At 53.0% G+C, this 24203-nt stretch carries 22 protein-coding genes and 4 pseudogenes; 9 read left to right on the forward strand and 17 right to left on the reverse strand.

The genetic code is table 11. The annotated features are described in order from the left end of the window. Positions 1 to 71: 71 nt before the first annotated feature. The 10 genes from F6R98_RS12740 to F6R98_RS12785 form a co-directional block, all read right to left on the reverse strand. A complete protein-coding gene (locus F6R98_RS12740) occupies positions 72 to 497 on the reverse strand; it encodes a copper chaperone PCu(A)C (protein ID WP_153249351.1) in 426 nt (141 codons plus the stop codon). Further along, positions 494 to 1156: an SCO family protein gene (locus F6R98_RS12745; protein WP_153249352.1), complete on the reverse strand. Its 663-nt coding sequence runs from the start codon at positions 1154 to 1156 to the stop codon at positions 494 to 496. The genes F6R98_RS12740 and F6R98_RS12745 overlap by 4 nt, the downstream gene beginning before the upstream one ends. A gap of 2 nt (positions 1157 to 1158) precedes the next feature. Next, a complete protein-coding gene (locus tag F6R98_RS12750; protein WP_153249353.1) occupies positions 1159 to 1479 on the reverse strand; it encodes a DMT family transporter in 321 nt (106 codons plus the stop codon). Positions 1480 to 1599: 120 nt separating this feature from the next. Beyond that, positions 1600 to 2136 carry a hypothetical protein gene (locus F6R98_RS12755; protein ID WP_153249354.1) on the reverse strand — a complete coding sequence of 179 codons (537 nt, stop codon included), beginning with the start codon at positions 2134 to 2136 and terminating at the stop codon, positions 1600 to 1602. Beyond that, entirely contained in the window at positions 2133 to 2459 is a 327-nt protein-coding gene (locus F6R98_RS12760; RefSeq protein ID WP_153249355.1) for a DMT family transporter, read from the reverse strand. The genes F6R98_RS12755 and F6R98_RS12760 overlap by 4 nt, the downstream gene beginning before the upstream one ends. Before the next feature lie 167 nt (positions 2460 to 2626). Further along, positions 2627 to 3493: a hypothetical protein gene (locus F6R98_RS12765; RefSeq protein WP_153249356.1), complete on the reverse strand. Its 867-nt coding sequence runs from the start codon at positions 3491 to 3493 to the stop codon at positions 2627 to 2629. Positions 3494 to 3504: 11 nt separating this feature from the next. After that, positions 3505 to 4296 (reverse strand): ferritin-like domain-containing protein, encoded by a 792-nt coding sequence (locus F6R98_RS12770; protein ID WP_153249357.1) that lies wholly within the window; start codon positions 4294 to 4296, stop codon positions 3505 to 3507. Positions 4297 to 4306: 10 nt separating this feature from the next. Continuing rightward, positions 4307 to 4972, reverse strand: a complete 666-nt coding sequence (locus tag F6R98_RS12775; RefSeq protein WP_153249358.1) for a c-type cytochrome — start codon at positions 4970 to 4972, stop codon at positions 4307 to 4309. Next, positions 4969 to 6189, reverse strand: coding sequence for a hypothetical protein (locus F6R98_RS12780; RefSeq protein WP_153249359.1), 1221 nt, complete (start codon positions 6187 to 6189; stop codon positions 4969 to 4971). Before F6R98_RS12780 ends, F6R98_RS12775 begins: the two co-directional genes overlap by 4 nt. A 12-nt stretch (positions 6190 to 6201) precedes the next feature. Further along, the gene (locus tag F6R98_RS12785; protein WP_153249360.1) at positions 6202 to 7557 is read right to left on the reverse strand and encodes a cytochrome c; all 1356 of its coding nucleotides are present in this window, start codon (positions 7555 to 7557) and stop codon (positions 6202 to 6204) included. A gap of 392 nt (positions 7558 to 7949) precedes the next feature. Between F6R98_RS12785 and F6R98_RS12790 the strand changes: the two genes are divergently transcribed. From F6R98_RS12790 to F6R98_RS12805, 4 genes and pseudogenes are all read left to right on the forward strand, one after another. After that, entirely contained in the window at positions 7950 to 10028 is a 2079-nt protein-coding gene (locus F6R98_RS12790) for a sodium-translocating pyrophosphatase (protein ID WP_153249361.1), read from the forward strand. 132 nt (positions 10029 to 10160) lie between these two features. After that, positions 10161 to 11972: a dynamin family protein gene (locus tag F6R98_RS12795; RefSeq protein WP_153249362.1), complete on the forward strand. Its 1812-nt coding sequence runs from the start codon at positions 10161 to 10163 to the stop codon at positions 11970 to 11972. Positions 11973 to 12065: 93 nt separating this feature from the next. Further along, positions 12066 to 13253, forward strand: a pseudogene (locus tag F6R98_RS12800) (IS3 family transposase). Then, entirely contained in the window at positions 13228 to 14541 is a 1314-nt protein-coding gene (locus F6R98_RS12805; protein ID WP_153249363.1) for a hypothetical protein, read from the forward strand. Before F6R98_RS12800 ends, F6R98_RS12805 begins: the two are co-directional and overlap by 26 nt. 206 nt (positions 14542 to 14747) lie before the next feature. Here the strand turns inward: F6R98_RS12805 and tnpC are convergent, their stop codons facing one another. The 4 genes from tnpC to F6R98_RS12825 form a co-directional block, all read right to left on the reverse strand. Further along, positions 14748 to 16340, reverse strand: coding sequence for an IS66 family transposase (gene tnpC, locus F6R98_RS12810; RefSeq protein WP_153251058.1), 1593 nt, complete (start codon positions 16338 to 16340; stop codon positions 14748 to 14750). Positions 16341 to 16467: 127 nt separating this feature from the next. Further along, positions 16468 to 16818, reverse strand: a complete 351-nt coding sequence (gene tnpB, locus F6R98_RS12815; RefSeq protein WP_153249364.1) for an IS66 family insertion sequence element accessory protein TnpB — start codon at positions 16816 to 16818, stop codon at positions 16468 to 16470. Next, the gene (gene tnpA, locus F6R98_RS12820) at positions 16806 to 17132 is read right to left on the reverse strand and encodes an IS66 family insertion sequence element accessory protein TnpA (RefSeq protein ID WP_153249229.1); all 327 of its coding nucleotides are present in this window, start codon (positions 17130 to 17132) and stop codon (positions 16806 to 16808) included. Before tnpA ends, tnpB begins: the two co-directional genes overlap by 13 nt. 41 nt (positions 17133 to 17173) lie before the next feature. Further along, the gene (locus tag F6R98_RS12825; protein ID WP_228124863.1) at positions 17174 to 17614 is read right to left on the reverse strand and encodes a hypothetical protein; all 441 of its coding nucleotides are present in this window, start codon (positions 17612 to 17614) and stop codon (positions 17174 to 17176) included. Positions 17615 to 17717: 103 nt separating this feature from the next. Between F6R98_RS12825 and F6R98_RS12830 the strand changes: the two genes are divergently transcribed. After that, positions 17718 to 18941 (forward strand): HD-GYP domain-containing protein, encoded by a 1224-nt coding sequence (locus tag F6R98_RS12830; RefSeq protein WP_153249366.1) that lies wholly within the window; start codon positions 17718 to 17720, stop codon positions 18939 to 18941. Positions 18942 to 19103: 162 nt separating this feature from the next. Here the strand turns inward: F6R98_RS12830 and F6R98_RS12835 are convergent. Next, a pseudogene (locus F6R98_RS12835) lies at positions 19104 to 19190 on the reverse strand (IS5/IS1182 family transposase); the annotation flags it as partial. Between the two features lie 228 nt (positions 19191 to 19418). Between F6R98_RS12835 and F6R98_RS12840 the strand changes: the two are divergent. From F6R98_RS12840 to F6R98_RS22070, 3 genes and pseudogenes are all read left to right on the forward strand, one after another. Further along, a pseudogene (locus tag F6R98_RS12840) lies at positions 19419 to 19909 on the forward strand (tyrosine-type recombinase/integrase). Positions 19910 to 19935: 26 nt separating this feature from the next. After that, complete coding sequence (locus F6R98_RS12845; RefSeq protein WP_153249367.1) at positions 19936 to 20139, forward strand: type II toxin-antitoxin system ParD family antitoxin; 204 nt, start codon at positions 19936 to 19938, stop codon at positions 20137 to 20139. A 73-nt stretch (positions 20140 to 20212) separates the two neighbouring features. Next, positions 20213 to 20422: a type II toxin-antitoxin system RelE/ParE family toxin gene (locus F6R98_RS22070; protein WP_228124864.1), complete on the forward strand. Its 210-nt coding sequence runs from the start codon at positions 20213 to 20215 to the stop codon at positions 20420 to 20422. A 90-nt stretch (positions 20423 to 20512) separates the two neighbouring features. Here F6R98_RS22070 and F6R98_RS12855 read toward each other — a convergent pair whose 3' ends face one another. Then, positions 20513 to 21109, reverse strand: a complete 597-nt coding sequence (locus tag F6R98_RS12855) for a bacteriophage T4 gp5 trimerisation domain-containing protein (RefSeq protein ID WP_153249368.1) — start codon at positions 21107 to 21109, stop codon at positions 20513 to 20515. A 26-nt stretch (positions 21110 to 21135) separates the two neighbouring features. Between F6R98_RS12855 and F6R98_RS12860 the strand changes: the two genes are divergently transcribed. Then, entirely contained in the window at positions 21136 to 22179 is a 1044-nt protein-coding gene (locus tag F6R98_RS12860) for an IS30 family transposase (RefSeq protein ID WP_153247527.1), read from the forward strand. Here F6R98_RS12860 and F6R98_RS22815 read toward each other — a convergent pair. Next, positions 22142 to 24144 (reverse strand): annotated as a pseudogene (locus F6R98_RS22815) (type VI secretion system Vgr family protein). The gene F6R98_RS12860 and the pseudogene F6R98_RS22815 sit on opposite strands and share 38 nt — an antisense overlap. Positions 24145 to 24203 lie beyond the last annotated feature (59 nt).

Genomic DNA, 24203 nt, shown 5'->3' on the forward strand with positions numbered 1-24203 from the left:
GCTGCATCATGGCAAAGCCACGCATGCGAAGCTGTCGCGGCATGACTTGGTCACGAAGAAACTACCGTTTCCTATCGCATTGTAACCGGAAATATCACTTTGGAAACGCCACTGCCGCAATGCAGATTAATCGTTATATTATCACCAACACGAAAGCGTCTGACCGGTTGCATCAACATCAGATGGAGGGCGCCCGGCGCAAACACCAATTCGCCAAAAGCGGGGATCGACAACTGTTTTTCCTGCTGCATGCGCATGACGTTGTCCACCGTCAGCATCGAATGGAATTCCACGGCTGCAAACTCGGGACTGTCGGACGCGGCCAGCGTCAATGGCGTACTCGCCGTATTCTGCAGCGTCGCATATCCCGCCATCACCTCCGCCCCCGGCGGAGCCTCAAAAATCCTGGCATCCTTGATCGACAAGCCGTCGCAGCTCCAACAAACAGGGACGGAGAGCGCGAACAGTAAAACTGCGGCAAGCAGACAACGATTCACGGCACACGACTCATTAAAACGGCTTTGAGATCGGCAGCCAAGGTTTCGGGAACGAACGGCGAACGCAGAAAACCGGCGTGACGTCCCTTGGGATCAATCAGTATCAACTCGGCCGAATGCCCAACCTCATAACCGCCACTGCTTTCATTCGGTGCTTTCATATGTACAATGAACAAATTGGCTGCGAAGGCGTTGATCTGCTGTTCGCTGCCGGTAGCGGCTCGAAACGAGGGATCGAAATAATGCACATAATCGGCGAGGCGGTCCGGCGTGTCGCGCTCAGGATCGACGGACAGAAACAATATCGTTAGCTTTTCCGCGTCTGCGCCCAGTTTTGCTTTCGCGGCCTTGAGTTGCGCCAGCGCCGTAGGGCAAACGTCGGGGCAATGGGTATAGCCGGCAAACAGCGCGGTCCAATGCCCTGTCAAGTCCTTGCGGGTGAACTCTGCTCCGTTCTCGAATTTCAGATTGAAGTCGGCAATGGGTCGGGCTGTCGGAAAGAACGTACCCGCACTCAGTGCAGGCAGACCGGAAAACGAAAATTTAGAGATCGCAATCCCGACCAGCGCCGCAGCGAACAGGCCTATCGCGAGAACAACGGAAGTTTTGAGCCGGACAAAGTTTCGCGTCCACGCAGGTTTGTGCTCCAATGATGCCATACCTATGCCTCGGAGAAAAACTTAAGCCCTATGATGGATATAATCAGCATCGTCAGAAAAAAAACACGCGCAGGATTAGTCGGATCGCCGAAAAACAGGATACCGATCAAAGCTGTGCCAAACGCGCCTATGCCTGTCCAAACCGCGTACGCCGTTCCCAACGGAATATTTTTCGTTGCCAGCATCAACAGCCAGAAGCTTAACGCGGCAAACACGCCGAACAATAGTGACGGCCATAGCTTGCTGAACCCGTCCGACAGTTTAAGCGAAGTCGTGAATCCTACCTCGAATAAACCGGCTAGCGATAAATAAATCCACCCCATATTTCACACTCTATAAGTATAGCTATTCAACAGGCACGCATCATATCAAACCGTATGCTCTCCGTGTGAACGCGCTATCGTTACCGGCGCCTGGGCAGAAATCCCGATAAGTGTGTCCGCCTAACCAGCGTGGAAATATCCTCTTGTGCTGCAGCAACTCCCTTCAGAGCTGGGAAGCGAGCTAAAGTAACCTTCCACGTCAGTTAGTCTTGAGCACTTACAAGCGCGTTTATCCGAAAACCGCAATGTTGCAGCATTCAGCGCCAGTACGGGAACCTGATCGCGATCATCTTCTTCCAAATAATTCAGTTTAACCGGCTCATTCAGCACATCGCGTCCGATAGCCTGCATATGGACCTTGACAATGACCTCATCCGGTAAATGGATATCAGGATAACGGAATGACTTTGCGGCTTGCGCGCGTTCCGCTCCCGTTCCGGGAAACGACAAAATATGGGGGCGCTGCATATAGTATCCCGGAAGCATAGGTCTCCGCAGCGTTTTTATCGAGTAAAATATCTCTAAAATAGCGATGTCTAACGCGCAGCTGCAATTTGTCCACTGTGAAATACCGGTTTTCCTGCCCGTATGGCGACGATTTCCACTCACTGGCATCTTAAAGGATGAAAAAACGTTGAATTTTCGAAGCTTTATCAAGCCACGGCCTCCGAAACAAACTTCAGTCCGATAATGGAGACAATAAGCGTTATCAGAAAAAATAAACGGCTGGCGTCGACCGCATCCCCGAAAAACAGAATGCCGACGGTTACCGTGCCAAACGCGCCAATACCCGTCCACACTGCATACGCGGTTCCCAGCGGGATCGATTTCATTGCAAGATTTAAAAACCCCAGACTCAACAGCGAAAAAACAATAAAAATCACCGAAGGCCAAAACTTTGTGAAACCGTCCGACAACTTGAGCATAGAGGTGACGCAAACCTCAAACACGCCGGCCATCGTCAAATACAACCACCCCATCCTTTACCCCTTGATAGAATCGATAAAATAGTTAATCCTTTACTATAAAAGATCGGACAGCGCCAAACAGCGAGCTATCGGCCGACGTAAGCCGGGGGCAGGGATATAACCCCGGTTTAATGTACATGATGACTCAGCTGTTTGCTACGGCTGTTCGACAAAGCGGGCTATGTTAATTCGCGCTTGCCGGTTCCAAATAAAGAACCCAGCTTCAGCACCGCCAACAATGCGCCTGCAACCCTGGGCAAAAACAACGGACGCAATAGCTTTTTGTCATAAGTCGCCAGCCGCCTCGCGTTTTCGGCAAGGCACGATTCCAATACATGTCGCAAGCGGGTCTCGCCCAGAATTTCTCCGGCTTGAGTCGCGGAAAACTGAACGCCATTGCTTTCGTTGCGCGCATTCCTGAGCGCCACGTTAACCAGCGAAGAAATCGCCCGTCCGTAATACCACAGGGAAGTCAGCGCCCGCAACGGCGCAGCGCGCCGCCCATGCCGGGCCTCGCGGTAAGCCATCCAGTTAATGATGAACAGGACATGCCTGACTTCCTCTTCCATCAGTATATCGAGTATATCCAGCAACGGCTCAGGCAAAAACTCGGTTTCACGGGCGATTTTGAAAAAACCGAAACCGATAAAGGAATCGACGCATTCGCCAAAGCCGAAATCGATAAACGTGGTTTCGATATCCGCCGGCAGCGGTTCCAGACTCTGATCGGCTATAGTGATTCCGTAATGCGCGATCAGATAGCGAATCAGATGTTCATGGCGCTTTTCCTCTTTCCCCATCAAATCGAGCGCCTTGCGTATCAGCGGATTTTCGACCGTCGCCGAAAACGCATCGATAATGGTAATGGCGCGCATTTCCGTATATAAAATCTCCTGCCAGAAAGGAACGCCGCGCATCCGCTCCAGCTCGGCATCGGTCAACTCCGGCCAGGGCAAGCGTTCCGGCTCGAATGCCTTGTATGTATTTATATAGTTGGAACAAAACAATACCATATGGGTATCTGACCCGGCTTGCACATTACTCATCTTTTCTTTCCCTATTCGAGTACGGTCTGGGCCGCCGCCGTGTCATTACCCATGGCGTTAATCCGCTCAGGCTGATGCAAAGTCGCCAGGCGGCGCCAGCCGATGGTTTTTTCGTAGTGGTAAATAAACATCACGCCCAGCCTCAACAGCCATTGTTTGGTTTTGCTCCAGCCAAGCAGCCTGGCCATGCGCGTCACAAACACCAGACTGACGTCGCGGTAAACCTGAATTTCGGTATCCGCGTAAATGCGCAGCATCTGCGCGATATTTTCCCGCTGCGCGACGCCGCTATCGGAAAGCTTCAACAATTCCTCGTGGGTATAGGAAAGATGATTGATTTCGTCATCGGCGATAATGCGCAGCGTAGACGCCAGCTCATTGTCGTCCGCGAAAACTGCCAGCAGGCGATTGACTTCATCCGACGCGCGCTCTTCGGTGATCTTGCTATGAACGAGATACTGAAGAAACTCATCCGGCGTAAGCGCATGGTTTTGACGCAGACGCGTATGAGACAATCCCATGCCTTTGCGCTCCAGCAGCATGCAATAATCGGCATCGGTCGGCACCAGTACGCTATCCAGACCGGCCTTGCGCAACAGTTTCGAGAACATCAAACCATGTTTGGTTTCGTCCGCGCCGTGACGCAACACCTTGCGCGCCAGCTCCTGATCCTCGGTCAACGCGGCAATGCGTTCGTTCTCCCATCCGCCCTGGGTTTCTCCCTTGGCGGCGATGCTCAGCAGCAGCCTGAACGCCGCTTCATTAGCGCGGATCTCCTTGAAGATGCTTTTTGTCGATAGCATACTGCCTCTCCTACTTACCGTAATAATCCGCCAGCGCGGAAATTTCCTGTTCATTGAGTTTGCGCGCGATTTGCGCCATGCCGGCGTTGATATCGTTGTTGCGCTCGCCCGATTTAAAGCGGTTCAGCACCGAAACCAGATAGGCGCGATGCTGACCCGCCAGCGTCGGCTGCAAATCCCAGCCCTGGCCGTTGGCGCCATGGCATGCCTCGCACGGCGGTATCAAGCGGCTGCGGTCACCCTTAAGCACCGCGGGTTCGCGTCCGGTATGCCTGATAAGCATCGGGCGCGTTTGCCGGCTCAGCCATTCAGCTAAATCCGATATCTGCTGTTCGTTCAGATTGGCGGTAACAGCCGCCATCATCCCGGCGCCCTGCCCTTGCATGCGTCCCGCGCGATAGTCCAGCAGCATCTTGTAAAGATAAGGCGATCGCTGTCCCGCCAGTATCGGCCATTCCGGATTTGCCGAAATCCCCGCTTCTCCATGACAACCGGCACATCCGGTCGCGGCGAAAAGCGCCGCCCCGACTTGAGCGTCGCCCTGGGGCCTGACGTTCAGAACCTCCCGCAACGCGTTCATGGACAGCGCATCCGCCCGCGCCGACCCGGCATCGAACGCAGACAGCAGGAAGAACGCCGCAGCCGCCATGGTCCATAAACCATGTTGAGGCATCATCTCCCCTCTCCCTGTAACAACACCATGAATCCGAACAGGAAGTACTGGGCAATCCAGACGCCCAACGCAACCAGACTGATACTGCCCAATCGCGTCACCAGCGGCGAGGCGGTATAGATACCGATGGTTCTGCCGCTTTCCCACGAAATGACGATGGAATAAGCGACCGCCGGCAATCCCAGAAAGATAAAGGTTCCGAAAAACAACAGCGTACTATAGGCGTCGAAATGAACCGGGTAATCGAAAAGATTGTAGCCGTGTACGCCGTGCAAAATGCCGATGCGCAAGGCTTCACGGCCCATCGCGATGCACAGCACGGCGACCGCCGCGACCGCCGCGATGTAATAATCGCTGCGCCCGCAACTATTCAGCAGCGGACAAAGCGCCAGCACCAGTGTCGCCCCCAGCATCAGCAGCGCCCAGATCGAACCAGTGAAAGACGCTGCGCTGTCCGGCAGCGTGGACAGCCACAACACGTAAAACAGCAGAGACGCCAAACCGCCCGCGCTCATCAACCGCGTACCCAGACGCCCTACCCAGTAGGAAAACGTGGCGTTGGGTCCATGCAACCCCAGATACTGGCGATAAGCTATCAGCCAGGCTCCAATGACCGGCACCGATAACGAGATGAAATAGATAAAGCGCCAAAGGTTGAATTCATGCAGCGTCGAACCGGTAGAATCGATATGCCCGCCCGGCGCGTACCAGCCCATCCACAGTTCCGGCCGCAACATCTGACTGACCAGCACATGCATGATGAAACCGACGAGCAGCAGCAGTACCAGCGAAGCCACCAGCGACCACCGGCCGGATTGCTGATCATCCGCATTATCCTTGCTTGCAAAATAGCGGTGATACATCGCCCAATAGGCCGCCAGCAGGATAAAGATAAACGCAATGACCCAACGCGCCGACAACACATTGGACACATACCAGAACGGATCGTAAATCACCTGCACAAACAACAGTGGCGCCACGCCCAGCACTATGGCGATGGATACCGCCACTTTCGCCGTGTTCAGCATGATGTTGCCTAATTTGCGCATGAAGCCGTCATTGACAAAGACGCCGATCACGCTTAGTGCGGTGCTGCCCAGCATCACCTGAACCGCCAGAATGTGCAGCGTCCAGGTAACAACCAGCAATATCAGAAAAATGACGGGGTGGCTTGGCAGCCCGGAAGGACTACGCAATGCATTCAGGGTTTCAATATCCATACAAGACTCCAACTAACGATTAATGGCTTGCCACAGCGGCATGCCTGCTATGAAAAGAGACAAGGCGTGCGCCTCCTCGTCGGTGAGCGGAATGCGCGGCATATTCACCATATTGCCGGTCACCAGCGCTCCCTTCAGAAAAGCTTCTATTTCCAGCGCATCGCGATTACCCGCGAACATCTTTCCCAAAGGCCGGATACCGCTGCTGCCGAGCGCATGGCAATTCGAGCAATACACCAGCGCCAGCGTCTGTCCCGCTTCCAGTTGATTTCCTGCGGAGATCCGGCGCAGATTTTGCGGTATGAAGGGGTGAGAATTCAGCAAACCGCGCTGCTCGAGCGCGGGCAATTCCGACTTGATGCCCAAGCCCGGCACATCGCGCGCGATAATCTGGTTCGAGTAGATAAATTGCCCGGCTATATACGGCTTGCGCATGGACTCGCGCGCCCGCTCTTCCGGCCAGATGCCGAAAACCAGCAGACTGACCAGCATCACCGCTGAAAACCGTCTGGAGAGCAACGACGGTTGCGCCAGTATCGCGATGAAATAAATCACGATGACCGCCAGCACCGCCCACATCGTCGGCACGAAATAGCCGGGCAGCCGCGTTTTCAACAACAGCGAAGCGCTTTCCGGCACGGTGGACAAACCCCACTGGAAAAATGCCGAACCCAGTATCGCGGCAGATATCCCGAGCTTGGCCAGCGTACGCGCCATTTCCATGCGGAAAGGCGGCTCTTCGATACGGGATGCTATCAATTCGCCCGCCAGCGCCGCCGCCATCAGCATGAAGCAGGTGCGGCTAAGTATCTGGGCAAACGTATAGGGTCCGTAAAAGCCGGTCAGGGTGCCTCCTTCGACAAACCAGCGCTCCTGTCCCGGCCACAACATGAACGACAATATGCCGACGATCACCAGCATCGTCGCCCACGAGGCGCCGCCGAACAGCCAGGCAATTCCAAGATAGCTGCGCGAGTCGATACGCCCGGCCAGATAGACCAGCAGATAAATTCCTATCACTTCAATGACGAAAAATACCCATTCAGTCGCCCACAGCCAGACAAAGCTGTGGATCAGCGCGGACAAACCGCGCGGGCTGGCGACCGTCGCGGAAAACCAGATCCCCGGGCCGGTGATGGAACCCAGCACATAGGAAAAAACCAGCAAAAAGACGCCATAGCTGCGCACATATTCCAGTAACTCGGGGCGATTGCGGCGCACAGCGACCGTGGCGAGCCAGGTCGACACCAGCGCCGCCCCGACGGAAACATGCGAAGCCAGCATATGGATCACGGCAATGACGCCAAGCACCCAGCCGCTGCCGAGCACGGGCTCATACCATGTGGGATACAGTCCTGGCATATTCATAAATCATTATCTCCGTAGCGAATTCGTACGTTGAGCATAAGCATGAGCTGTGCCATCGACTCGTAACGCTATTAATTAATTGGTTTGCAATTAGTTAATCGAGCAACACGGATATTTATCCCAGGAAATTGAAATAGCAAATTGTATATTTTCTTTACACCGATACAGTTTTCAGGAAAAAAAGCCAACATACAAACAAATTTACCTTTCATATACACTAACTTATAAACAACACAAACAATGGCACGTATCGTGCTTATACTGACAAGATAGCCCGACAAAAACAACAAGGGCTCTCTATTAAATACCCATAAATACCTATCCGGTTTAAATTGGATAGCGGTATTAGGTTTCTCAACTATCATCAATACTATGCGTTAGGAGTAGCAACAATGAAGGCGAGTATATTAATTCAGACTGCGTTGGCATCCGGTTCGCTGGGTCTCATTTACGCCCTGTTGACAGCCATCCGGATATCGCGCGCAAGCGAAGGAAATGAAAAAATGCAGGCGCTCGCGGCAGCGATACGCGCAGGCGTCAATGCGTTTATAAAGCGCGAATATCTGGCGATATTCGTTGCCGCCACGTTGATTTATCTTTTGCTGCTGACTTATATCGGACTATGGTCCGCCATTGGTTTCGTCATAGGCGTCACCAGCGCCGCGCTGACTGCCTTTCTTGGCGCGATTATCAGCGTCAGAGCCAACGTCCGCACTGCGGACGCCGCGCAACAAGGAATAAAACAGGCGGCAGCGACCGCATTTCGCGGCAGCTTCGCCACCGGTGCGCTGGTCGCAAGCTTCAGCCTGCTTAGCGTCACGCTGTCCTTTCTGGCAGTCAAATCCCTTGCCCCGCTGAGCTCGCTGGCCCCGGAAGAAGAAATCTTTCGCACCCTGGTCGGATTAATATTCGGCGGTTCCACCGTTAGCGTATTTGCGCGCATTGTCGGCGGCATCTATGCCAAATCAGCCGATGTCGGAGCCGATCTGGTTTCCAAAGTCGAAAGTTACGTACCGGAGAACGACGCACGAAACGCCGCCGTGATAGCGGACAGCGTCGGCGATCATATCGTCGACAACGCCGGGTTAAGTGCGGACCTGTACGAAACCGGCACAATCGCGCTGGTTGCGGCGATGCTGATAGCAGGCACGTCATTCGGAACCGAAAGCCCATGGGTAGAGTTCCCGCTACTGATAGGCAGCATAGGCGTCATCAGCACGCTGTTTGCAGCTGCCTGCACTCGCCTTGCCGGCAAACGGCAGCGCATTATCGCGGCGCTCTATCGCGGCGCGCTGCTGGCTTCGCTGGTCTCGGCCGGCGCGCTGTTTCCGGCCAGCGACTGGTTTTCTGGCCTGTCGCTGATACAACCGGCATTGTCGGCACCCACCATAACTGCAATCGGTTCGATAGGTTTAACCTTGACCTGGCTCATTATCGGAATTACCGAATACTACACATCGAAAGGCTTCGCACCGGTAAAAAGCATAGCCGCAGCCTCGGAAAGCGGTCACGCGACCAATATCATTACCGGGTTATCGGTCAGTATGAAATCGACGGCGTTGCCTGTTGTCGCGGTCATTGCCGCTATTAGCGGCGCGTATTTTCTGGGCGGCGGATTCAGCGCCAGTACCGGCACAGGTCTGTTCGCAGTCGCGCTAGCACTGGTTGCAATGACCTCCCAGGGAGGCGTGATTGCCGCAATCGGCGCCTACGGCCCGATAGCGGACAACGCCGCAAGCATCAGCGAAATTGCAGGGCTGTCCGAAGAAACCCGCAACATTACACAATCGCTGGACGCCGCCGGCAAAACCACCAAAGCGATTACCAAGGGCTACGCCATCTGCGCTGCGGGATTGGCGGCACTGTTGCTATTCAGCGAGTATGCGCATGCATTTTCTACGCGCACGTTCGATCTGGTGAATCCGGCTGTGCTTTTGGGCCTGTTTATAGGCGGATTGTTGCCTTATTGGTTCGGATCGCTGCTGCTCACTGCCGTAGCGCGCACCTCCGGACGAATAGTCGAAGAAACCCTGGCTCAATTTCGCGATATTCCCGGCATATGGGATGGCAGTACTCCCCCAAACTATGGGCGCTGCGTCTCCATTGCCACTCGCAGCGCCATTTTGCTGACTTTGGCCCCTATCCTGCTGCTGATCGCCACACCGGTAGCCGTCGGCGCACTGGCCGGACGCGAAGCGCTCGGCGGCCTGTTGATAGGCACGCTGGTCACAGGATTGCTGCAAGCCATAGCACTGACCAGCGGCGGCGGCGCATGGGATAACGCCAAGCAATACATCGAAGGCGGTATGTACGGCGGCAAGCGTTCGCTCTCGCATATCGCCGCTGTTACCGGCGACACGGTTGGCGACCCCTGCAAGGATACCGTAGGCCCGGCCATCGCGCCCATCATCAAAATCGTGGCGGTAGTCGCGTTGCTGACGCTGATATGGGTACCCACCCAAATCGCCTAAAACGAGCGATGGTATAGTTACAAACCGGCGGCGTCAGCGATGTCGCCGGTTTTTTAATCAACATAGAAAAGGCGGCCTGTATGCAGTATAGCTAAATACGGGGAACCACCTCATACTCGAACCGAAAGCCGTATGAATGAAGAATCTCCGTTGCTATCGAAATACGCGGCAATAAAAACCCGGCTGCTGGAACTCACCTCAGCCTGTAGCGGATTCGACGCCAACAATAATGAACTCTACGCATCGTTGCAGGAAAAGCTGTCAAACGAGCACTTCAACCTCGCCGTGGTCGGACAGTTCAAACGCGGCAAAACCAGTCTGGTCAATGCACTATTGGGTGAAGCGCTGCTTCCGTCGGGCGTAATACCGTTGACCTCGACAGTTACCGTAATCTCATATGCCGAGCTGCCGCAATTCAGCATACGGCTGCGCGACGGCTGCGTCCGGGAAATCGACAGTAGCGATCTTGGCGTTTATGTAACCGGCGCGAACGCGACGGACCAGGATGTAAGAGAAGTCCATGCGCGTCTACCTGCGGCGTTTTTGAAAAATGGGATACGGCTGCTGGATACGCCGGGAGTCGGTTCGGTTTATCAAGCCAATACCGATACCGCCTACGCTGCCTTGCCGCAATGCGACGCGATATTGTTTCTGCTGTCCGTGGATCAGCCGCTAAGTCAGGCGGAACTGGATTTTTTGCGGGACGTACGCCAATATGCCGAACGAATCTTTTTCATACTCAACAAAATCGATTATCTTTCCGGCGACGATCTGCAACAGGCGCTGCATTTCACGCGCACGACGCTGGAACATGCTTTCGGCCATGCCGTACAAATCTTTCCGCTTTCATCCACGCAGGCGCTGAAAGCAGCACAGGACGATTTACCCGAGTTACTGAAAACCAGCCGCCTCCCTGAATTAACCGCCGTGCTGGAAAATTTTCTGGAATCCGAAAAAGGCAAGGTACTCTTGCATGGCGCCGTACGCCGTTTGCTGACTCCAATTCAGCAACGCAGTTTCGAACTGCAATTGGCATTGAAATCGCTGGGGCTGCCGCTCAAGGAACTGGACGATAAAATCCGGCGTTTCCACGAACAACAAATACGCATAGAACGTGAAAAACAAGTGATCGAGCAGCATTTCCGCAGCGAGAGCGAGCGCGCGGTTGTCAACTTGCTGGACAAAACCCTCAAGCAGTTCAAACAGACGCTGACGCTCGATTTGAACATCGACTTCGATAAATTTGTGCAGCAGCACGAAACCTTGACGCCGAAAGCGCTCACGCAGGAAATGGACAACTGGATACAACAACAGGTTGGCAGGGCATTCGTCGACTGGCAGCAAGGTATGGCTGTCACCCTTTATTCGGAACTGGAATCACGCGAACAACATTTCCGTGCACATATCGACGCATTGCTGCAGGAATTACGCGACTACTCATCCAGACTTTTCGATGTGCGCCCCGAAAACATACGCGCAGTAGCAAACGGCAGCGCAGCCATTGAAACGTTTGCAAACGAGACCGATGAACCGGTCGGCCTGGAGTTACTGCTGGAAGCGATAGCGGTCGATTGGCGTAACGATAACGTGGACACGCGCCTGGGCCGTATCAAGGCCGCCATCGTCCGCATCAGTAAAACCTGGGTGATAGAACGGCACAGAAACCGGTTGATGGAAATCATCGAAATGCACGCAGGACGCGCGCGCTACGCTATTCTCAATCGGCTGGACAACGCGCAAAGCGCATTTTGCACTGAAATCACCCGCCATCTCGAACAGGCGTCAGCCGGTATAGTGCACGTACTGAAACAAAGCCGTAAAACACGCGAGCAGGATGCGCGGGCCTTGCAGCAACAGCAACGCCTGCAGGAAAACCGGCTCGAGCAGGCGCTACGCCTGAAAGAAGAGCTGCAGCAGCTGACGATCGAAATAAACGCTTTATGAAATTGGCCGTATTAAGTAATCACTGTAGGTTGATCTTGCCCAAACTTCACAGACACTCAGCTAAGAGAGTAATCTCCCAACCTGATGAGTCTCATGAAAACTACAGAGCAAGAAACGAATCACCCCAAACTCAAGCGCAACAAGTATTCGCCACAGTTCAAAGAGCAGGCGCTAGAGCGGGCAAAACGCGATGGCGTCCCTAAGACAGCCAGGGACCTCGGTATTGCTGCAGCCATGCTCTACAACTGGCAAACCAAAAGCCGTCAAACAGGCCAACCTTTTGAAGATCAGAAGCTTCAGCAGGCCGAATTAGCCAGGCTGAAACGGGAGGTTGGCCGTCTGGAAGACGAGGTATCTTTTCTAAAAAAAGCGGCGGCGTACTTCGCCAAACAACCGAGGTAAAGCACGCCATGATTCAATCGCTTGAAGCTGAATTCGCCGTCGCCTTGATGTGCCGCCTTTTGTCAGTCTCTCGTAGGGCTATTATCAATGGAGAAAGCGCCCACCTTCGCTGCCGCTGCGTCAGCAAGCGCGTAAAGACCTGGCTAACGAGGTTAAGCGTGTTTTCGACGCTGAAAAAGGGCGAGCAGGTTCGACCAGGATCGCTAAGCGTCTTAATGATGAAGGGTATCGCACCAGTCGTAATACGGTGGCCGGCATCATGAAATCCCGGGGCTGGCGTGCGAAAGCAGCACGGAAATACAAGGCCACGACCCACAGCAATCATAACTTGCCGGTAGCGCCCAACCGGTTGGAACAGGATTTTGAAGCGCCGGTGAAAAATCAAAAATGGGTGTCGGATATAACCTGTATCTGGACTGACGCAGGCTGGCTTTATTTGGCGGTTGTGCTTGAATTATTTTCGCGTAAAGTTCTGGGGGCTGGGCCATCGCTGAACATATGACCGCTACACAGGTCTGTGATGCGCTGACGATGGCGTTGTGGCGGCGGCATTGACCGAAAGGGGTTATCGTCCATTCGGATCAAGGTAGTCAGTATTGTTCAAATGCCTATCAGGCTTTGCTGGCCAAACACCAACTGATTTGCAGCATGAGCAAGAAAGGTGATTGCTACGATAATGCCGCCATGGAAAGTTGGAATCACGGCTTTAAAGTCGAGGCGATCCACGCAGAGCGATTCCCGACCAGGAACGATGCCAAACAACACGTCTTCGATTACATCGAAGCGTATTACAATAGGAAACGGCTTCATTCGAAACTGGGCTATTTGTCCACTGAGGCCTTTGAGCTTAAAAATGTCGCTTGGCAATGTGTCTGCTGAAACTGGGCAGGATCATTATTCCAAGCCGAGAGGATTATGGAGACCGGAAACCATCTTAAAAACGGGGCGTACTCCGAAAAGCCTTATGAGTAGGAAAATATTTGAAGGATATGTTTTTATGACAAACAATAATTCGTTACCTCCGGGCAGCTATCAGAATAGTTGCACTGATATTTGTATCGAAAATCCAGGACCAGCGACCATTATTACAGCTAATTGCAAAACAATAAATGGAGACACAAATGTATCCAGTGTATACTATTCATATCTCCAAAGTCTTAATATAGCCGATATAGCAAATGTTAATGGAAAATTAATTATTCAAATGGCATGGAGCCATATACCTCAATCAAATTTAAATGTAAACTCCGCATTACTACAGAGTGCCAAGTCACTTCTTCAAGGTATTTATACTTATATCGGTTATGCCATTGGCGGTGCGGCAGGCACTGATTATTTGCCTATATCCTATAACATATCTACGAGCAACCCTGACACAGTGAGTCAAACACAATATTTGATTCACGCAAGTAATAACACTTATGTAAATTGGATAAATCCATCTCTGGCATGGGCCAGCACACCAAATTACGGTGAACTTAAACAGTACGCCGGAACAGTGGCGCAAGGTACTGCAAGTTCCACCGCACAATGCTGGACAGATTGCAGCGGATTTATTACCGCCATTTTTGCCTATATTAACCAGCAACTCAATATTCAGACCGTATTCCAGAACTGGAAACTAAACTCGTCAATTCCAGAGGCGGGTTGTTTTGATCCTACTTCTGGCTGTAACAACCCAAATCCGGAAAATTACTATAGTCTGATTACTCAACCGGGGTCATCTAATCCTCCTAATCAATTTCAATCCATCGCATTATCAGACCTTCAGCCGGGGGATTTAATCGTATATGCAAGCGGAACCGAGAGCGCAGGCGACACCGGACATATCATGCTGGTGGCTGCTGTGTTAGTGATGACTGCTGGCATGGTATACACTTTACCTGATAATTCAGCTCACACTGCCGGTGAAAATGGCGGTACATTGGTGGTTGTCATCGATGAAACACAAGATCCGCACTCATGCGATTCTCGTGGTACTAAACCAACTCAAACATCCACTAATTCAAACGGAATTACAGGTCTAGGAATAGGCGCAGGAATGGGAATCATAGAACTCTACGAATCCGATGCTGCTATTCAGTTTTGTTGGAGCGTTGGCGCTAACCCGCAGTCAGCAACCTACCCAACAAGTGCGGTAGTATTAGGTCGTGCCGCCGCCGCGTAGCGCGCACGACTTTCCTGATTAGCGCTGAAGTTAACGAACAGTAGGGGACACCATTTTTCGCGAAACCTGCCGGGACATCCAAGTTTCCGGCAGGGCTTAGCATGCTTTATTTTCTGTTTCGTGAGTTGACCTCCAGAAGCGCGCGCCGCTGTTGCCGGCGCGTCGGAACTACCGTAAGCGCGTAACGCCACCATCTATTCCTGCGCTTACGCCTGCGGTTTAATATCCATAACGGCAAAGGGCAGCAACTCATCAATACGGCTGTTGGGCCAGACCGGCAGTTTTTCCAGCGTGTCTTTCAACCAGCGCGCCGGGTTAAGTCCATTGAGTTTGGCTGTGCCCAATAAGGTCTGTATTGCGGCGGCGCGTTGACCGCCACGCTCGGAACCGGCGGACAGCCAGTTCTTTTTGCCGATGGCAATAGGACGAATGCTGTTTTCCACCGGGTTGTTGTCGATCGGCAGATGGCCGCTGTCGGCATAGCGGATCAGGGCAGGCCAGCGTTTGATTGCGTAATCCAGCGCTTTGGCGGAGCCGCCGCCGTTGGCAGTACGCGCGCGGGTTTCGATCAGCCAGTCATGCAGGGCTGTTAGTTCGGGCTTGCTTTTTTCCTGGCGCAGTTGCTTGCGTGCTTCGATGTCCATCGTTTTGCCTTCGCCTTCTATCGCGTACAGCCTGGCAATACGCTGCAGGGCTTCCAGCGCCATCGGGCAGCTATTGGCTTTATGCAAATCGAAGAATTTCCGGCGCGCATGCGCCATGCAGCCCAGTTCGATACAGGGCTGCGCGCCCTCGCGGTCGGCAGCAAACAGGGATTTGTAACCGCCATAGTCGTCGACCATGAGGTGACCGTGCCAGTTGCCGAGGAAGTGGCGCGCATGTGCGCCGCTACGTCCGGGCTGATAGTCGAAGACGATGATGCGAGGCCCCGGTTCCAGATCATTGCTGCGGTAGGCCCACAGGTAGGCCTTTTTGGTTTTGCCGTTGCCGGGATCGAGTTGCGCCACCGGCGTCTCATCGGCGTGTAGGGCGTTGCGCTGCAACAGATGCCAGGCAAGCCGGTCTACCAGCGGTTGTAACGCCACACCGACACGACCAACCCAGTCTGCCAGCGTCGAACGCGACAGGATCACGTCGTCGCGCGCGGCGATCTGTTCAAGACGATAGAGCGGGAGATGATCCTGGTATTTGCCGATCATCACCCAGGTGAGCAAGCCGACCGCCGCCATGCCGCCATCAATAATGGCGGGTGCAATCGGCGCAGCCTTGACCGTCTCGCAGGCCTTGCACGCGTATTGCGGGCGGATATGGCGGTGGACAAAGAATTTGGCCGGTTCGACATCCAGCTGTTCGGTGATGTCTTCGCCGATTTTGACCAAGTCTTTACCGCACTGTCCGCACAGGCAGGATTCCGGTTCGTGACGGTGTTCGATGCGCGGCAAATGTTCTGGCAGCGGTTGACGGCCTGCGCGCGGACGCCTGGGTCTGGCGACGGTGGTGCAGGGTTGTTCTTCGACCAGCTGTTCGACTTGCGCTTCAACGGCGGAGAGGTCTTCGTTCCAGGTGTCTTCGAACAGATCGCGCTGCACAGCGGGCAGTGCTTCGCTTTTGACGCTGAAGCGGGTGCGGCGCAGGATGCTGAGCTCCAGGGTCAGCGCCTCGATCTTGATGTCCTTGATACGAATTTCATCGTCCTTGGCTTTCAGCGTTGCGTCGAACTGCTGTTCAGTTTCCTGCCGCGCCTGTTCGATCAACGAATCGATCGCCGATGCCAGCTGTGTTTTGGCCGCTGCTTCCAGATTCAGTTGATCGAGTTTAGCTTGTAAATTCATGGTGTTATTATACCCGATGCTCGGTAGGGAGTCACGCTGAAACCCGCATGAATGCTGGGTTTCAGCAGGTTTTTACGGAAAATGCAGGCGCTGTTCAAGCCCGTAAATCCGCCGACGGGACAGACGACAAGCGCCGCCAATCGACCCCGGCAATCAGCCATTCCCATTGCGCGACTGTGAGAGAAACACAGGGCTCTCCCGCCTTCGGCCCAATAAAGCGGCCCTCGTGCAAACGGCGCTGACATAACCACACTCCGGTGCCGTCCCACAGCAATACTTTGATGCGATTACCCGCACGATTGCGAAACACGAAGGCCGACCCCGCGCAAGGCGCATGTCCCAGCACCTGCTGCACATGGCTTGATAAACCGTCGATGCCGCGACGCATATCCACCGCCGCGACACTGAACCAAATCTGGACGGGATGAGCGATCAATCCAGACATTGCAGCAGCTCCGCCAACCAGCGAGGAGAAGTCGACGTTGAGAGTTCCAGGGTGTACCCCTGTCTTGTCCGCAATAGCAGCGCATGCGCCGCCGGTTCAGCTACTTTATCAATCGATACCGGCAAAAAACCGGCGCGCGAAGGTGAAAGAGGGCGAACCGCGGATGCTTCGGCATCCAGATGCCGCACCCAGTAGTTGAAAGTAGCCGGCTTCAGCTCGTTCCGACGGCTATATTCGACCTGACTCAGGCCGCTGGCTCGCCACTGCTCGATATGGCGTATCTGCTCTGCTTGCTTGTTATTCATGCTATTCATGCTTCGACTCCTCAAGGAAAATGCAAAGCATGACGGAAGACTTATTTTTTATGTAGACGGGACGACTGGACGCTTACAATCCTGGCAGTAAAGCCGCCCTTCGATCGTCCCAAGGCTTCGTCTCCGGCGTTGCCGCCCGCCGCGCCACCGGTGCAGGGATGAGTCCGGTTAATGGTGGAGTCGATAAACACGCTTTGCACATCAGGATGATGGATGCATCCGGCGAACAGCGACCGCCAGACCCCATGCTCCAGCGGGAAAAACGCTTGAACACGGCGTTCCAGTTGCCATGCGCTTCCGGCAGCAAACGCCATTGAGAACCAGATCGAAGAATTTGCAGAACAGCGGCCAGAAAGGCCCGGCACCGTTCCCCGGACGTCGACCGGACATGCCGATGCTTCACCAGCATGGGATAGATAACGCTCCAATCTTCGGCGTAATGTCAAGTCGGTTAGCCATTTTCGAAATGGTTCCAGCTTCACTGGTGGCGCCTGCTAATGTCAACAGAATCTAGATAACGAAATGCAAAAGCAAGGCTTGATGAACGGCTTCGCCGGGAGCAAACAGAATGACCGTGGCTCCCTCATGACAAAGAAAATTCATGTTTCCGAGGTCAAGCTTGGCATGTTCATTCACGAAATATGTGCCAACTGGCTGGATCACCCTTTCTGGAATGGTTCGTTCGCTCTGAATTCGATCGATAGCTTAACAAAACTCAAGGCCAGCGGCATAAAGTATGTGTGGATAGATGTGTCAAGAGGGATTGATGTTGAACCACGCATCTCCATGGTAACCCAGGAAAATGAAAACCGGAAAATAGAAAGCGTGCTGCATGGTGCGATAGCCGACCTTCCAAAAACCGGGAGAGCTGTAGCCATACACGAAGAGATTGACAACGCCCGTAAGGTACTGGCCAAAGCTCAAAAAAAGGTAGAGATCATGCTTCTCGACGCACGCATGGGAAAAGCGCTCCAAATCGAAGATGTCATGACGGTGGTATATGAAATCAATCGATCCGTTGCGCGGAATTCGAATGCGCTGTTAAGTCTGGTACGGCTGAAAAACAAGGACAATTACACCTATATGCATTCCGTCGCGGTCTGTGCATTGATGATGGCGCTGGGAAAGCAATTGGGCATCAGAGACGAACAATTGCCGCTGTTAGGAGAGGCCGGACTATTCCACGATATCGGCAAGGCCAAGATTCCTGAAACCGTACTGAATAAACCCGGAAAACTGACGGATGAAGAGTTTACCGTCATAAAACAGCACCCGCGGCTGGGCTGGAGAATTTTAAAGCAATTACCGGGTATCAACGACCTAACACTGGATGTAGCCTTGCATCACCATGAAAAAACAGATGGCACGGGGTATCCAGACAAACTCTCGGGCGAAAGCTTGTCGTTGGCGGCACGCATGGGTGCAATCTGCGACGTATATGACGCCATCACTTCCGAGCGTTGCTATAAAAATGCATGGGAGCCTGCCGAAGCCATACGCAAAATAGCTTCCTGGCAGCAGAACGGACATTTCGATAAAAAAGTGTTTCACGCATTCGTCAAGACCGTGGGGATTTATCCGGTCGGAACCTTGGTCAAGCTGAAATCCGGTCGCCTGGGCGTCGTTGTCGATCAAACAGAAAAAAATCTGACGACGCCGATAGTGAAAGTTTTCTTTTCTATAGCAGGCAACATGCATATTTTTCCGGAAAAAATAAACATGGCTAAGTCACGCGAAAGCATAGAATCGAGTGAAGATCCCACAAAGTGGGGATTCAATTTGCAAACCATAATGGAGACAAATAGTTAGCTTCATGGCGGCGGGTATTGCAATTTAAGCGCGAAAATATTCACCCGTCGGGCGAGGTGTAGACTAAGATGGATTCGGAAACGATGCTGGACAAAGCGGTGTAGTGCGTTCAAGTAACCGCTTCCATGTGGAAGGCTGGGGTAAGTTTTGCTTAGAAGCTGTTCATAATCTTTTCAATAATAACGCCAGGAAGGCCAAATGGACAAACTGCAAGCTGGTATTGAGCTCGCACTCGCATTTTTTCCGTAACTGTAAGCTTTTCAAGCCAAAATCAGGTTAAGACTTAACACTTGTGTAGCTGACGGAATGTTCGGCGGTTTGCGCTTACACCCCATTTTTGTTGGCTGTTCAGTCCATAGACAGACTAGATAAAATGAACGACGACAGAAAACACCTGACCGGGCGCGAGATCGAAAAGCTGCTGGCGGCGCGGTCAAGGGCGCGCGTAACTAAGCGCGCGACCGCTGCTTATTGGTGATGCTGTTTAGGCATGGATTGCGCGTCTCGGAAGCTTTGGCGCTGAAACTGAACGCGGTCGATCTGGACGGGCGCACCCTGCATGTGACGCGGCTGAAGAAAGGCTTATCGACCACGCACCCGTGCGCGGCGACGAGCTGCGATTGTTGCGCGCTGGGCTGAAGGTGCGGGCGGCGATGAACCCGGAGACAACGGCGCTGTTCATCAGCGAGCGGCGCGGGGTGTTGTCGCGCAAAACGGTATGGAGTTTGGTTCGGCGCTATGGCGATGCGGCGGCGCTGGATATTGCCGCGCATCCGCACATGTTGCGCCATGCTTGCGGCTTTGCTTTGGCCGACCAGGGCGCGGATACGCGGCTGATTCAGGATTCCTGGGACGCCGGAATATTCAGCATACGGTGCGTTATACAGCCACCAGTCCGGCGCGGTTTGAAAAACTGTGGCGGTAGCATTGTCAATAATTGCCAATTATTGACAATAGTGCTGAGTTGAAACCGTTCCTAACCCAAGAGGTTGACATGACAATGAACGTCAATTTAAGCCCTCAGCTTGAGGACATGGTGAGGCAAAAAGTTGCTTCCGGCCTTTACACCTCGGCCAGCGAAATTGTGCGCGAAGCGTTGCGGATGATGGAGGCACAAGACCGGTTACGCGCCGCAAAACTTGAACAGTTGAGGCAGGACATTTATGAAGGGATGGAAAGCGGCGAGCCGACGCCGTGAGATGCCGAAGAGATCAAACGGGAAGGCCGCCAGAGACGAGCCGCCAGCGCCACTCATACTCAAGGGGCTTGAAGTGCCATTTATTACCAAAAGGCCACGCGCCAAAAGTGATCTTGTCGAAATATGGGATTACATCGCCGAAGACAGCGAAGCGCGGGCAGACGACTTCATCGACCGCATTGACCAGAAATTCCGCACACTGGCACAACGCCCCGGCATTGGCCGCTTGCGGGATGAACTGGCGGCAGATGTGCGAAGTTCCCAGTTGGCCACTACCATATAGCGATAGCGGTAAGATTTTTGGAAGAGGCCTTTTTCTCCACCCTGCTTAAGGCGCGGCGCGGCTTACAGAGGTATCTTCTCTTGCGTACAGTCAGGTATAGATATGACAATCTGCAGCATGAACCGATATATTAGAGTTGAAAACCCTAGTTTCAAGAGAATCAATAGCGAGAGACGCATCATGTAAAACTGTATCGGCCTTTTTGATAGATAGATCGTATTTACTCAGTGACAAGTCTATGCTTTTGAACTTACTTTCAACCACCTCTAAAACATCTTCGTTGAAGTGAGCGTCAACTGCTATTATCTCATTATTGCTTTGTATTCGTGAAATATTAGATCCTATTACTTCCACGCTAAGCCCTATTGCTCCCACGCTAGCCAGTATTCCTTCTAAATAGACACCAATAGCTTCAATAAGAACAGAAGATGCTTCGAAAGTAACCCAGGGAGAACAAGCAAAGTTCCAGGCTCCAAATAAAAACTCGAATGAACTTCCGTAAACTGTTTCATAGGAATCTCCATTAACTGTTTCAGTGGATTTTCCATTAATTGTTTCAGTGGAGCTTCCGTTAATTGTTTCAGTGGAATCTCCATTAACTGTTTCAGTGGAGTTTCCGTTAATTAATTCAACGCTATTTCCTGAGACAACTTCCTTACTGTTTCCTCCGGCGGGCTCAAAATACAAGTGCAACACTATGATAAGGTGTTGCAATGGAAAAGAAATATAATCACTTAAGTGCAGAGGATCGTGCCGCGATCATGTTGATGAAGTCAGATGGACATAGCCTGAGGGCGATGGCTTTGAGATTACAGCGATCTCCGTCAACGATCAGTCGCGAATTGTTACGCAATCCAGTCAAGTCTGGTAGCTATTGCGCAGGTACGGCGGGGATACGAGCGAGGCAGTTACGCCATATGGCTCGAAAGCCGCGCAAATTATTACCGGATAGCCTGCTTTTTGGCGTAGTCGATTACTTTCTGCATGAAGGTTGGTCGCCTGAACAGATTTCTGGCACACTCAAGCGCGTGTATGCAGAGCAGGGAGCCCTTACGGTGTCACATGAAACGATATACACCGCACTGTATGCCTTCCCACGCGGTGAATTACGCAGCGAACTGTTGAGCTGTTTGCGGCAATCTCACACGGGCAGACGTCCTCGCGCCAGAGGAACCGATCGGCGTGGTCAGATACCTGATATGAACAGCTTGCATGTACGTCCACCGGAGATTGAAGACCGGCTGGTTCCAGGGCATTGGGAAGGTGATCTGATCAAGGGGTCAGGCAATCGTTCTTCGGTAGGCACGCTGGTCGAGCGTAGCAGCCGCCTTGTGATGCTGGCGGCTATGACGTCCGGCACGGCTGAAGCCGCACTGGAAGGCTTCAGTAACGCATTGAACCGTGTCCATGAGCCGATGCGCAAAACCATGACCTATGATCAAGGTAAGGAAATGAGCTGCCATAAAACGCTCAGTGAGCGAGCGGGCATCACCATCTACTTTGCCGACCCTCATAGCCCTTGGCAACGCGGAAGTAACGAGAACACCAATGGACTACTGCGCCAGTATTTACCCAAAGGAACCGATTTGTCGACCTACTCGCAGGAGCAACTGGATGAAATCGCATACAGACTGAACACGAGACCGAGAAAAATTCTCGGGTTTAGAACCCCCTTGGAAGTTTATGCCGAATTCCTGCATAATTGCCAAAAGGATGAGGCTATGTGCGAATCAACAACCGTTGCACTTGGAATTTGAAACCGCCGTTTCCTCCTGTAAACTCGTAACTGTCTCCGGTAGTAATTTCAGTGTTCCATAATCCTGTTGCGATATCTATGCTACTGCCGTCCGTATAGAATTCGAAATTAATATTATCTGTTGCTGCTGGTGTGGGGAAACCATTTAAAGTTAATTGCTGTTGTGTAGAGTAAGGCAAAGCGCCCCATGCAGTGGTATAGTTTATTTTCGGTTCATCATCAGCGTTAGGAGATTGCTGCTGTTGCCTCGTGACGTTTGTTTGTAGTTCTCCGCCCTGCCACATCTGCTGTGTATTCCGCCATGACAGTTTTTCCGGGCTCGCCTGCCACTGTTGCTGTGTGCCGGGGTTGGCCTTCGATGTATACGAATAACGCGCCTTAGACTCGTTCGATCCGCCCAACCCCATGCGCATCCAGGTATTACCACCGGGCGTTTTGAGGAGTATATGCTGTTTGCCTGCTTCATCATGCAGCGTGATCTCGTTGCCACCAGCGGTGCGGATACGCGATTGCATCTGGTTGACATCGGTAACCACGCTGGGGTTGATCGAGTTCGGCACCGCGCCCATGATAATCGGCTGGTCCGGGTCGCCGTTGACGAAGGACAGCAGCACCTCGGTGCCTTTCAGTAACGGGAAGTGCATGCCGTGATCACTGCCGGCGTACGGCGTCGCCATGCGGATCCAGGCCGAACCGCGGTTGGCGCGTTTATGGCTGATATCGAACGGCAACTGCACCTTGTACTCGCCATATTGGTTCAATTCCGCGTACTGACCGCTGCCTTCGGCATCGATAAAGGCGTTGATGGTGCCGATGATTTTCGGCCAGGGATGTTTGGTTTCCGGGCGATACTGCACATTGTCCGGGATGGCGGTAAATTCCGCGCTGTAAAAATCGCTGCTGCCAAGCTCCGCCGGAACCCTTAATCCGTCGAGCAGCAATCCGGCCTGGGAGCCTCGATGTTTAACCGCGGTCAGCAGGTAGCGGCGGTTGAGCGGCTGGCGCGGATGATTCGCTGTTTCAATAAAATGCCCGCAGCGCAAACCGGTGGCGGTGCTACCGCCAAAATACCGGTCGGCACGGCACAGCAGGCTCTCGGCTTGCAGTTTCGCGCGCAGTTTTATTTCCATGTTGTTTTTTATTTTTCTGCCGAACAGATGCACTTCGCCGATGCCGCTCGCCGGGTTAACCTGCGCCGTGCCTTCAGCTCCTGACTGGCGCGCTCGGCGCTGTAATCGCGTATCACAAGCCGCTTGGGCAGGTTTTGCGCCACCCGGCGCAAGCTTTGAAAGCGGCGCGTTTGTAACACGCCATCGCCCGTTTCGCCCGGCGCTTGATAACTCAGCCTGATCGCCTCGTCCTTGTGCGCGGTCCAGGTGTCGCTGAACAGAACTTTCTCGTTTCCGTCGATTGTTTCATACCACCAGTAGATGCCCAAGCGTTCAGCCCAGCGCGAGATAAAATTCAAATAGGTTTCACGGTACTGGCAGATATAATCGAGCCTGGGCGCGTTCGAAGCGTTATTCAGCAGCCGCACCTCGAAATCGTTGCTCATCAATCCGGCGTTTTCCAGCACCGTGTCGAAGATTTCCGGGCGGCTCTGGTCCAGATAAATTTCGGAAAGCATGTAGGTTTCCAGTTTCCACAGTTTCGGCACCAATATCGCGCGGTAGAACGTCCAGTCGTCGACCTGGTATTCGTAGGAAAACTCCTGGATCAAGCCGCGATAAACGGTGTCCCGGCCACCTTCGATACCGTCGTTCAGCGAAAATTGCGCATCAAGGCCGATCAGGCCGGGTTCGTCGATCTCGCCGTTTTGGGAAACCAGCAGCAACTCGAACCGATAAAGCTCGGATAGCGCTTCTTCGCCTTCGAAGCGCGCCACTTCGAAAGTATGCTGCGGCAGGTTTGCGCAGGAAAAAGTGAAGCGGCGATTAGAACCGCTGAGTTGGCTGAATGAATGCATAATTTATCCTAAACTGATTGTTTTAAGCTACATTTGAATAAGCCAAATATATAGCGTAC

Origin of the sequence: Candidatus Methylospira mobilis, assembly GCF_009498235.1 — a bacterium.
Taxonomy (GTDB): Bacteria; Pseudomonadota; Gammaproteobacteria; order Methylococcales; family Methylococcaceae; genus Methylospira; species Methylospira mobilis.

What these genes read in the sequence shown, in the direction of transcription:
- F6R98_RS12745 (WP_153249352.1), bottom strand. Translation starts at nt 1,156, where the DNA reads ATGGCATCATTGGAGCACAAACCTGCGTGGACGCGAAACTTTGTCCGG.
- F6R98_RS12750 (WP_153249353.1), bottom strand. Translation starts at nt 1,479, where the DNA reads ATGGGGTGGATTTATTTATCGCTAGCCGGTTTATTCGAGGTAGGATTC.
- F6R98_RS12760 (WP_153249355.1), bottom strand. Translation starts at nt 2,459, where the DNA reads ATGGGGTGGTTGTATTTGACGATGGCCGGCGTGTTTGAGGTTTGCGTC.
- F6R98_RS12765 (WP_153249356.1), bottom strand. Translation starts at nt 3,493, where the DNA reads ATGAGTAATGTGCAAGCCGGGTCAGATACCCATATGGTATTGTTTTGT.
- F6R98_RS12770 (WP_153249357.1), bottom strand. Translation starts at nt 4,296, where the DNA reads ATGCTATCGACAAAAAGCATCTTCAAGGAGATCCGCGCTAATGAAGCG.
- F6R98_RS12775 (WP_153249358.1), bottom strand. Translation starts at nt 4,972, where the DNA reads ATGATGCCTCAACATGGTTTATGGACCATGGCGGCTGCGGCGTTCTTC.
- F6R98_RS12780 (WP_153249359.1), bottom strand. Translation starts at nt 6,189, where the DNA reads ATGGATATTGAAACCCTGAATGCATTGCGTAGTCCTTCCGGGCTGCCA.
- F6R98_RS12785 (WP_153249360.1), bottom strand. Translation starts at nt 7,557, where the DNA reads ATGAATATGCCAGGACTGTATCCCACATGGTATGAGCCCGTGCTCGGC.
- F6R98_RS12790 (WP_153249361.1), top strand. Translation starts at nt 7,950, where the DNA reads ATGAAGGCGAGTATATTAATTCAGACTGCGTTGGCATCCGGTTCGCTG.
- F6R98_RS12795 (WP_153249362.1), top strand. Translation starts at nt 10,161, where the DNA reads ATGAATGAAGAATCTCCGTTGCTATCGAAATACGCGGCAATAAAAACC.
- F6R98_RS12805 (WP_153249363.1), top strand. Translation starts at nt 13,228, where the DNA reads ATGTCGCTTGGCAATGTGTCTGCTGAAACTGGGCAGGATCATTATTCC.
- tnpB (WP_153249364.1), bottom strand. Translation starts at nt 16,818, where the DNA reads ATGTCTGGATTGATCGCTCATCCCGTCCAGATTTGGTTCAGTGTCGCG.
- tnpA (WP_153249229.1), bottom strand. Translation starts at nt 17,132, where the DNA reads ATGAATAGCATGAATAACAAGCAAGCAGAGCAGATACGCCATATCGAG.
- F6R98_RS12830 (WP_153249366.1), top strand. Translation starts at nt 17,718, where the DNA reads ATGACAAAGAAAATTCATGTTTCCGAGGTCAAGCTTGGCATGTTCATT.
- F6R98_RS12845 (WP_153249367.1), top strand. Translation starts at nt 19,936, where the DNA reads ATGACAATGAACGTCAATTTAAGCCCTCAGCTTGAGGACATGGTGAGG.
- F6R98_RS12860 (WP_153247527.1), top strand. Translation starts at nt 21,136, where the DNA reads ATGGAAAAGAAATATAATCACTTAAGTGCAGAGGATCGTGCCGCGATC.